The organism is Rhizobium sp. YS-1r (assembly GCF_000757525.1).
In the GTDB taxonomy this organism is placed as follows: Bacteria; Pseudomonadota; Alphaproteobacteria; order Rhizobiales; family Rhizobiaceae; genus Neorhizobium; species Neorhizobium petrolearium.
The window spans coordinates 32,681-42,519 of the sequence record NZ_JPYQ01000013.1 but is presented as its reverse complement, the minus strand read 5'-3'; the positions used below and the strand labels follow the sequence as shown (position 1 = coordinate 42,519).

Below are 9,839 nucleotides of genomic sequence, written 5' to 3'. Positions count from 1 at the left end.
TGAAAAGCTTGTGAAGGCAGGAGGAAAGGATTAATCCGATTATGCGACGGTAATTTGATCCGAATCCCTCCACTGGCAGGGATTCAGGACCCGTCGGGAGAGACTTTGATGATGAGAAACCGCGCCGGCTGGCTGGCCATCACCGCACTCGCCATAGCATCATTGCTGATGGTGTTCTTCGTATTGCCGCGAATCAACCAGGACGCGAAGCCGGTCGGGGATGCGATCAATGCCGCGGGCAATGCCGTCAAGGAAGCGGTGACGGAAACGCAGCAGGCCACCAGGACGCCGGATACTTCAAAGCCTGCCGAACTGCAGGCTGCCGCTCCGCAGGCCGGAGCCCCGGCCGCCCAGCCCGGCACGTCTCAGTCTGATGCGACCAAGGCTAACGCCATGACGTCTCCCTCCTTCGACGTGCTGCGCGTCGAGCCCGACGGCTCGACTGTCATTGCAGGGCGCGCCGAACCCCATTCCACGATCGAGGTAACGAACGGCACATCGGTCGTCGCCAAGGTGAATGTCGGCCCGAGCGGCGACTTCGCCGCCGTCCTCGACGAACCACTGCCGCCCGGCGACCACGAACTCGTGCTGAAAGCGACCGGCAAGGACGGTAAGGCGACGATATCCGAGGAGACCGCGACGGTTTCCGTCCCTACCGACAAGAGCGGCAAGCTGCTCGCCATGGTGACCAAGCCGGGCAAGGCCAGCCGCGTGATCGCCATGCCGGCCCAGAACAAGCCCGCAGCTTCCGTTCCGGAGCAGTCGTCGCCTACGGTTCCCGCTGCTTCGGCCTCCGAAACCGCGACCGCGCCTGCCGCATCGGTTGCGGACGCGACGACTGCGCTGCCAGCTCCTCCGGCAGGCTCATCAGGCCTTGCCTCCTCGGCACCGGACGTTGCGGCGCTCACACCGAACTCTCCGGCACCGGCTGGCGCTCTCGTCTCGTCCGAGCTGCATATCACCGCCGTCGAGATCGAGGGCAGCAAGATTTTCGTCGCCGGCGTTTCGAAGGCCGGCACGTCGCTGCGCGGCCAGGCCGACGGCAAGCTGATCGGCGCCGCAAAGGCCGGTCAGGACGGCAGTTTCGTCATCGAAGGCAATATGGAACTTGCGGTCGGCGATCATCGGATTTCCGTCGAGGCGCTCGGCGCGGCCGGCGAGGTTCTGGTCCGGGTCGAAGTGCCCTTCAACCGCCCGGCCGGCGAACAGGTCGCGGCCGTTGCCGCTCCTCAACAGGGCGGCAATGCCATGGTCACGCTCGACGACGCGGCCTTCGACAAGCTGCGCAACGAGACAGTGCGCGCCTTCAACCTGCTGCGCGGCCTTTATAATGGCGGCAACATCCCATCCATGGAACAGATGACCGCCGCTCGGTCCGCCACTTCGATCGCGCTAAGATCGCTCAGCGAATATCGTCTGCCGGCCGACGCTGCGGCCGCCTCCCGAGCCGTCGCGGAGACCACGGCAAAAGATGCGGCGGCAGCCTTGGCTGCTCTCGACGCGCTTCCGAAGGACGTCGCCGCCGTCGGCACCGGCCTCAAGGAAATCGCGGCAATGATCGCCAAGGCCGTCGGCCCGGTTATCGCCCAGCAGCTGGCAGGCGTCGAAATGGCCGCCGCGGTCCCCGTTGCAGCGACGGATGCGAACGGCGGGAAAACGATCCAGCAGGCGCCGCTGACCCAAAGCACTCGCAACTCGGTCATCATCCGCCGGGGCGATACGCTGTGGCAGATCTCCCGCCGCGTTTACGGCCAGGGCGTGCGCTACACGACGATCTATCTCGCCAACGAGGACCAGATCCGCAATCCCGACATCATCCAGCCGGGCCAGATCTTCGGCGTGCCGGAGGAATACCGACCGGATTCCGAAGAGCTTCATCGCCAGCGCTTGCTGCACAAGCGGTCCTGATCCCGCATTCCCCCTCCCTGCCTGCGGGTGGGAGGAGATGAATTCCATGGGTCTCAAAAAATCTTCGACCATTTCCCAATGGCTTAATCCCGCCATCGCCCCCGCACCGTCCCCATATCCCGGAGCCAGGCGACAATCGTCGCGTCATCGGATGGGAAACCGGGTTCTGGAACCGGTCGCCTTCCTGGGTTCGAAAAGCTCGGTTTCCAATGATGGTCGACGAAGTCGGCAAGAGAGGCCTGACTATACCTCCCGAACCGCCTTGCACCGGCCGGGGCAGGCGGAAAACCTGACACCCAATATCATTGAAATGCCCCGCCTGCCCCATTCCCAGGCAAAACCGCGCGGACGAGACGTCCGGCGCGGGCGAAGGGATTCCCGCAGCCAATACATCGTCCATGTCAGGGTAATAGTTCCCGTCCGGATGCAAGGCATCATCGGATGTCTGCGGCTTCATCCCATAAGCAGGATCACGCCGTAGATCATCGCCGCCCACATCGCCAGTGAGACCGCAACCATCAGCAGGAAGTTTCGAAAGCGCGATGTCATAAGGCATAGTACGGCCATTTTCCGGCAGCTTCACCGTGGCTATAAGGCGTAAGAAGCCGCTGGCATTTCCTCCCGGTCCATACGGCCTGCCACTTCACGGCCGACGACATCGCATCTCCCGCAAGCCGGAACTTTCATCAAACCGTCATTGCAACATTCCGCATCGGACCTTATGTGCCGGTTGGCGTTTGACACGCCCCGCGCGGAGATATCGATGGCAGGACAGAAAAAGACCGTATCGGCGGATGCGAGCAATCCGCTCGGCACCCTCGTCAACCTGTGGCCCTATATGTGGCCCGAGGGCCGCGCGGATCTGAAGGCACGGGTTCTCTGGGCGACCCTCTTCCTCTTCATCGCCAAGCTGGTGCTGCTCGCCGTTCCCTATTTTTTCAAATGGGCGACGGATGCGCTGAACGGCAGGCTCGACATGCAGGGCCTCCTGCCCGCCTTCCTGCTCGGCGCCGTGGTCCTCGTCATCGCCTATAACTTCACCCGCATCCTGCAGCTCGGACTGAACCAGCTTCGCGATTCGCTGTTTGCTTCGGTCGGGCAATATGCGGTGCGCCAGCTAGCCTACAGGACATTCGTGCACATGCATCAGCTTTCCTTGCGCTTCCATCTGGAGCGCAAGACAGGCGGGCTGTCACGCATCATCGAGCGCGGCACCAAGGGTATCGAGACGATCGTCCGCTTCACGATCCTCAATTCCGTGCCGACGCTGCTCGAATTCCTGCTGACCGCGATCATCTTCTGGGCGGCCTACGGCTTCTGGTACGTGGCGGTCACCGCCGTTACCGTCTGGCTCTATATCTGGTTCACGATCAAGGCGAGCGACTGGCGGATTTCCATTCGGCGTTCGATGAACGACAGCGACACCGACGCAAACACCAAGGCGATCGACTCGCTTTTGAATTTCGAGACGGTCAAATATTTCGGCAACGAGGAGATGGAGGCGCGGCGCTTCGACGTCTCCATGGCGCGCTACGAAAAGGCCGCGACGGACGTCTGGACCTCGCTCGGCTGGCTGAACTTCGGCCAGGGTGTCATCTTCGGCATCGGACAGACGGTGATGATGGTCATGTCGGCGCTTGCGGTCCAGCGCGGCGACCAGACGATCGGCGATTTCGTCTTCGTCAATGCGCTGCTCATGCAGCTCGCCGTGCCGCTCAATTTCATCGGCTTCGTCTATCGCGAAATCCGCCAGGGGCTCACCGATATCGAACAGATGTTCGAGCTTCTGGAAGTGGAGCCGGAAGTGGTGGACAAGCCGGATGCCAGGGCACTGGATATCCGCAAGGGCGCCATCGCCTTCAAGGACGTCCATTTCTCCTATGATCCGGAACGGCCGATCCTGAAGGGTGTCTCCTTCGACGTGCCGGCGGGCAAGACGGTGGCGATCGTCGGCCCCTCGGGAGCGGGCAAATCGACGATCTCCCGCCTGCTCTACCGCTTCTACGATATCCAGGACGGCGCGATCACCATCGACGGGCAGGACGTACGGGACATCACGCAGCAGTCGCTGCGCGCCGCGATCGGCATGGTGCCGCAGGATACGGTGCTCTTCAACGACACGATCGCCTACAACATCCGTTATGGCCGGCCCTCAGCCACGGACGAGGACGTTCAAACGGCAGCCGAAGTGGCGCAGATCGGCCATTTCATCCACACCCTGCCGGAAGGTTTCGCCACCAAGGTGGGCGAACGGGGCCTGAAGCTCTCCGGCGGCGAGAAACAGCGCGTCGCGATCGCCCGCACGATCCTCAAAGCTCCGCCGATCCTCATCCTCGACGAGGCGACCTCGGCGCTCGACACGACGACCGAGCACGAGATCCAGTCGGCGCTGGACACTGTTTCGAAGAACCGCACGACGCTCGTCATCGCCCACCGGCTGTCGACCGTCATCCATGCGGACGAGATCATCGTGCTGCGCGACGGCCAGATCGCCGAGCGCGGCACGCATGCAGCACTTCTCGAAGCGGACGGGCTTTATGCCTCGATGTGGAACCGCCAGCGCGAGGCGGTGCAGGCCGAAGAACAGCTCCGGAAAGTACGCGAAAGCGACGATCTCGGCATCGTGCTGCGCGGCCAGCCGGCGGCGGAATAGCGATCACGAGGAAAACAAATGCGATATTCCTGGAAGAGAATGGCGGTGTTCGGCAGCGTGGCGCTTGCCTATCTGCTCGTGCTGGCATTCTACGGCTCGCCGCTGCTGGCACTCACGACGTGGCTGGGACTGGTGAAGCCGTAATCTGAAACGAAGCGATCCACATCACGAAGGAAGGCAGGAGATATCGCATCGAAGCCGCGGCATGATCTCATGCCGGAGGAAATGAGCAAAATATTTGCATTCGCCGTTTTTCTTCGCAGTTTTCTTCCAATCAAAGCGTCCTAATTTCTGGCATCTAGGGTCGGAAACCAAATGCCAGCAAAGCATTGCTGAAAGGATGACGAAAATGATCCGGTTGAAAACCATTGTCGCTGCAGCCCTCATTCAGGCGGCGGCGATCGTTCCCTCCCTCGCCGGCGAAAACCTTGCCGCCATCAAGTCGGCCGGCGTCCTCAAGATCGGCACCGAGGGAACCTATGCGCCCTTCACCTATCACGATCAAAGCGGCAAGCTCGTCGGCTTCGACGTCGAGATCGGCGAAGCCGTTGCCGCGAAGCTCGGCGTCAAACCGGAATTCATCGAGGGCAAGTGGGACGGCCTGATCGCAGGCCTCGATGCAAAGCGCTACGACACGGTCATCAACCAGGTGGGCATCACCGAAGCGCGCAAGCAGAAGTACGACTTCTCCGACCCCTACATCGCCTCCAAGGCGGTGCTGATCGTCCGTGCGGACAATGACGACATCAAGGGCTTTGCCGATCTCAAGGGCAAGAAGTCGGCCCAGTCGCTGACCAGCAATTTCGGCAAGCTCGCCGAGCAGGCCGGTGCCGAACTCGTCGGCACGGACGGTTTCGACCAGTCGATCCAGCTTGTGTTGACGCGTCGCGCCGACGCCACGGTCAACGACAGCCTTTCCTTCCTCGATTTCAAGAAGCAGAAGCCCGATGCTCCGGTGAAGATCGCTGCCGAGCAGGAAAACGCCGACTATTCCGGCATCATCATCCGCAAGAGTGAACCGGAACTGCTGGAAGCCATCAACAAGGCCCTCACCGACATCAAGGCCGACGGCACCTATCAGAAGATTTCCGAGAAGTATTTCGGGCAGGATGTGTCCAAATAAAGGGAGCGGTTTCCGGTTTCCGCAAACTGCACTAATTGAAGACATTCAAAGCGTCCGGCGGCTGCGCCGGACGCGCTGTTTTTGAGGGGCACACCTTGCCGCACTGGCTTCAACTGATGTCGGATTCACTTCCGATGCTTTTATGGGCGGGCATCAAGTTCACCGTTCCGCTGACCTTGCTTTCCTTCACCTTCGGCCTGATCCTCGGCCTCGTGACGGCGGTCACCCGCCTGTTCGGGCCCAATCCCCTTGCGCTGATCGCGCGATTTTATGTCTGGGTGATCCGCGGCACACCGCTATTGGTGCAACTTTTCGTGATCTTCTACGGCCTTCCGAGCATCGGCATCCTGCTCGATGCCTTCCCGGCGGCGCTGATCGGCTTCACGCTCAATATCGGCGCCTACAGTTCCGAGATCATCCGGGCGGTCATCTCCTCCGTCCCCAAGGGGCAATGGGAAGCAGCCTATTCGATCGGCATGACATGGCGGCAAGCGATGAGCCGGACGGTCCTGCCGCAGGCCGCGCGGGTCGCGGTGCCGCCGCTCTCCAACACGTTCATTTCCCTCGTCAAGGATACCTCGCTTGCGGCCGCGATTACCGTGCCGGAGCTTTTCCAGGCGGCCCAGCGCATCGTCGCCACCACTTACGAACCGCTTATCCTCTATATCGAAGCCGCCCTCATCTATCTCGTGCTGAGCTCGGTCCTCTCATCGCTGCAGGACAGGCTGGAAAAGCGCTTCGCCCGCTATGGCGGCATGCTGGAGGCAAATAGATGATCGAGCTTTCTCATATCGAAAAAAGCTTCGGCGATACCGCCGTCCTGAAGGACATCAGCATCCGCATTCCCGAAGGCAGCGTCACCGCCCTCGTCGGCCCGTCCGGCGGCGGCAAAAGCACGCTTCTGCGCTGTATCAACCTTCTGGAAATCCCGACCGCCGGTTCCGTTCGCATCGGCGACGAAAAGCTCAATTTCGCCCCCGGCAGGAAGGTCAGCTGGCAGGCGATCCAGAAAATCCGCCGCCAGACCGGCATGGTGTTTCAGAATTTCCAGCTCTTTCCACACCAGACAGCAATCGAGAACGTCATGGAGGGGTTGATCACCGTCCTGAAGTGGCCGCGCGAGAAGGCACAGGCCCGCGCCATGGAACTGCTCACCAAGGTGGGCATGGCGCACAAGGCGGATGCCTGGCCCTCCACACTCTCCGGCGGACAGCAGCAACGCGTGGCGATCGCCCGGGCGCTTGCGCCTTCTCCGCGCGTTCTCCTTTGCGACGAACCGACATCAGCACTCGATCCCGAACTTTCCGCAGAGGTCGTCGATGTGCTGGGACGGCTTGCGAAGGAAGGAACGACCATGGTCATGGCAACGCACGACCTGCGCCTTGCCTCGCAGATCGCCAATCATGTCGTCTTCCTGGAAAACGGCAGCGTGGTCGAATCGGGCAGTGCCCAGGCGATCTTCAACTCCCCGAAACACGAGCGCACGCGACGGTTCGTTTCATCGATCAATGCGGCGCAGGGGCTTTCGCCGGGTTGATCGGACAGATGGGTGGCTCAACGCCACCGCGCGTCATCAACAAAGCCTGAAGTTGCGGCAGCGGAACCGCATTGCCGGTAAAGCGGTTTTTCTGTAGTCAGGTCCGGCTGACCAGCAGGAGAACCAGGTTGATCAATCTCTTCGACACCATCCGCAACACGCTCGTGCCGATCCATAAGGAAGGCTATATCTTCGTGGCGGCCTTTTTCATCGCCTCGCTGATTCTCGGCTATATCGCTGAACCGCTGTTCTGGATCGGGCTTATCCTGACGCTCTGGTGCGCCTATTTCTTCCGCGATCCGGAGCGCGCCGTGCCCCAGGACGACGATCTCGTCCTGAGCCCCGCCGACGGGAAGATTTCGCATGTCGCCATGGTCGTGCCACCGGCTGAACTCGAACTCGGCTCCGAGCCGATGCTGCGCATCTCCGTGTTCATGAACGTCTTCGACTGCCACATCAACCGCTCGCCCGTACGCGGCCAGGTCTCCCGCATCGAATACCGCCCCGGCCAGTTCATCAACGCCGAACTCGACAAGGCGAGCGAGGACAACGAGCGCAACGGGCTTGTCATCGAAACCCGCCACGGCAAGATCGGTGTCGTGCAGATCGCCGGCCTCGTGGCGCGGCGCATCGTTTGCTGGGTGAAGTCCGGCGAGCCGGTGAATGCCGGGGAGCGCTTCGGGCTGATCCGCTTCGGCTCCAGGCTCGATGTCTTCGTGCCATCCGGCGCTGAGCCGCGCGTTTCCATCGGCCAGATCGCCATCGGCGGCGAGACCGTGCTTGCGGAATTCGGCTCGTCCAAGGGCCCGACCATCAGCCGCCGCACATGAAAGAGGGACGAGAAAACCGCATGGAGACGCCCGCTTCGCCCCCGCAGCAGAACGAACCGAACCGTCCGAACGACGAGGCCCGCGGTCCGCGCCTGCGCGAAATCCCGATCCGGCTGATGGTGCCGAACCTCATCACCGCGCTCGCCATCTGCGCAGGACTGACGGGCATCCGGCTCGCCTTTGAAGGACGTTACGAACTCGCCGTCGTCATGGTGCTCGCAGCCGCCTTCCTGGACGGTATCGACGGGCGCATCGCCCGGCTGCTCAAGGCAACGTCGAAATTCGGCGTGCAGATGGATTCACTTGCCGACATCATCAATTTCGGCGTGGCGCCGGCGCTGGTTTCCTATGCCTTCCTGCTCGACAACGCCCGTTCGTTCGGGTGGATCGCCGCACTCCTCTACGCGATCGCCGCCGGGCTTCGTCTCGCCCGCTTCAACGTCATGGCGGAACGGGAAGTGAAGGCGCCGTGGCAATCGGAATTTTTTGTCGGCGTGCCGGCCCCGATGGGGGCCATGCTGGTGCTGCTGCCGGTCTATCTGGGCTTCCTCGGCGTCGAGCCTACCCCCCTCTTCGTCTATGGAAGCGTCGCCTATACGGTGCTGATCGGCTACCTGCTCGTCTCCCGCCTGCCGGTCTGGTCCGGCAAGTCGAGCCGCATCCGACGCGATCTCATGCTGCCGATCCTACTCGGCGTCGTGCTCTATGTGGCGCTGCTGATGAGTTACACCTGGCAGGTGCTGTCCGTTACCGTCATCGCCTATCTCTGCGTGCTGCCCTTCAGCGCGCGCGCCTGGCAGCGTCGCTACGGCACGATTACAATCGAGGATGACGGCACGAGCGTCTGAAGACTCGCACCTGACAGGCTGCAACTTCCGCGCAACAGTGTCCGGCAAGACGACAGTTCCGTGAAGGGCTGGCGACGACGCCGGCTTGTTGGTCACGATTCCGCCCGGTTTCATGGGAAAAGCCGCGATAGACGCAACCGAATCGCGCGTATGAAGAGACAGCCATGAGCACCGAAAAGCCAGCCAAGAAAACCGAGACCAAGCAGGACATCACCCCGCCTCACCGCCCCCTGGCGCTCAAGGCCGTCGTTGCCGCTGCGCTGATGCTGAAGCGCAAGCCGAAGCTCAACCCGACCGGCTAAAGCCCGCCTTCATTCCTATTTGCCGCCGACGAAGCTCAAAAGCAGCCCGAGCGCGAGCAGGCCCATCACAACGCCGATGACGACATCCAGGAACCGCCAGGCGGCGGGTCTGGCAAAGAGTGGCGCCAGAAATCGCGCGCCGTAACCGAGCCCGAAGAACCACAGGAACGAGGCGATCGCCGCACCGGCGCCGTAGGCCACGCGTTCCGTCCCCTCGAAGGCCGCCGACAAGCTGCCGAGCAGCACGACCGTATCCAGATAGACATGCGGATTGAGAAAGGTGAAGGCGAGGCAGGTCAGGACCGCCGCCTTCAGCCCCATCGGTTCCGGCGCGCCGGCCACCATGGCGCCGGGCTTTGCCGCGCGGCGGAAGGCCATGACGGAATAGGTGCCGAGGAAGACGGCGCCGCAAAGCGTCACCACCTGGATCAGCACTGGCGATTGCGAGACAATCGTGCCGAGGCCGCCGACGCCTGCGGCGATCAACAATGCATCCGAAAGCGCGCAGATCAGGCAAAGAATGAAGACATGGCTGCGGATCAGGCCTTGCCGCAGGATAAAGGCGTTCTGGGCGCCGATCGCGACAATGAGCGACCCACCGAGCGCAAGACCGGAAAAACCGGCGGAAAACAGGTTCA

10 protein-coding genes are annotated in these 9,839 nt (G+C 62.1%); 9 read left to right on the top strand and 1 reads right to left on the bottom strand.

What is annotated here, in order from left to right:
- The first annotated feature begins 108 nt into the window (after positions 1 to 108).
- From JL39_RS12185 to JL39_RS32140, 9 genes are all read left to right on the top strand, one after another.
- Positions 109 to 1,908: an Ig-like domain-containing protein gene (locus JL39_RS12185; RefSeq protein ID WP_052182834.1), complete on the top strand. Its 1,800-nt coding sequence runs from the start codon at positions 109 to 111 to the stop codon at positions 1,906 to 1,908.
- Positions 1,909 to 2,671: 763 nt separating this feature from the next.
- The gene (locus JL39_RS12180; protein WP_037150455.1) at positions 2,672 to 4,561 is read left to right on the top strand and encodes an ABC transporter ATP-binding protein/permease; all 1,890 of its coding nucleotides are present in this window, start codon (positions 2,672 to 2,674) and stop codon (positions 4,559 to 4,561) included.
- Between the two features lie 18 nt (positions 4,562 to 4,579).
- On the top strand, positions 4,580 to 4,705 hold the full coding sequence (locus JL39_RS32800; RefSeq protein ID WP_265105666.1) for a hypothetical protein: 126 nt from the start codon (positions 4,580 to 4,582) through the stop codon (positions 4,703 to 4,705).
- A 205-nt stretch (positions 4,706 to 4,910) separates the two neighbouring features.
- Positions 4,911 to 5,684: an amino acid ABC transporter substrate-binding protein gene (locus tag JL39_RS12175; protein WP_037150892.1), complete on the top strand. Its 774-nt coding sequence runs from the start codon at positions 4,911 to 4,913 to the stop codon at positions 5,682 to 5,684.
- Between the two features lie 95 nt (positions 5,685 to 5,779).
- Entirely contained in the window at positions 5,780 to 6,460 is a 681-nt protein-coding gene (locus JL39_RS12170) for an amino acid ABC transporter permease (RefSeq protein WP_037150886.1), read from the top strand.
- Positions 6,457 to 7,221 carry an amino acid ABC transporter ATP-binding protein gene (locus tag JL39_RS12165; RefSeq protein WP_037150454.1) on the top strand — a complete coding sequence of 255 codons (765 nt, stop codon included), beginning with the start codon at positions 6,457 to 6,459 and terminating at the stop codon, positions 7,219 to 7,221. The genes JL39_RS12170 and JL39_RS12165 overlap by 4 nt, the downstream gene beginning before the upstream one ends.
- A gap of 131 nt (positions 7,222 to 7,352) precedes the next feature.
- Positions 7,353 to 8,051, top strand: a complete 699-nt coding sequence (locus tag JL39_RS12160; protein ID WP_037150884.1) for a phosphatidylserine decarboxylase — start codon at positions 7,353 to 7,355, stop codon at positions 8,049 to 8,051.
- A gap of 20 nt (positions 8,052 to 8,071) precedes the next feature.
- On the top strand, positions 8,072 to 8,899 hold the full coding sequence (locus JL39_RS12155) for a phosphatidylcholine/phosphatidylserine synthase (RefSeq protein WP_037150452.1): 828 nt from the start codon (positions 8,072 to 8,074) through the stop codon (positions 8,897 to 8,899).
- Positions 8,900 to 9,063: 164 nt separating this feature from the next.
- A complete protein-coding gene (locus JL39_RS32140) occupies positions 9,064 to 9,201 on the top strand; it encodes a hypothetical protein (RefSeq protein ID WP_200883950.1) in 138 nt (45 codons plus the stop codon).
- 15 nt (positions 9,202 to 9,216) lie between these two features.
- On the opposite strand, the gene JL39_RS12150 is transcribed toward JL39_RS32140, so the two are convergent.
- Entirely contained in the window at positions 9,217 to 9,834 is a 618-nt protein-coding gene (locus tag JL39_RS12150) for a LysE/ArgO family amino acid transporter (RefSeq protein WP_200883951.1), read from the bottom strand.
- Positions 9,835 to 9,839: the final 5 nt, after the last annotated feature.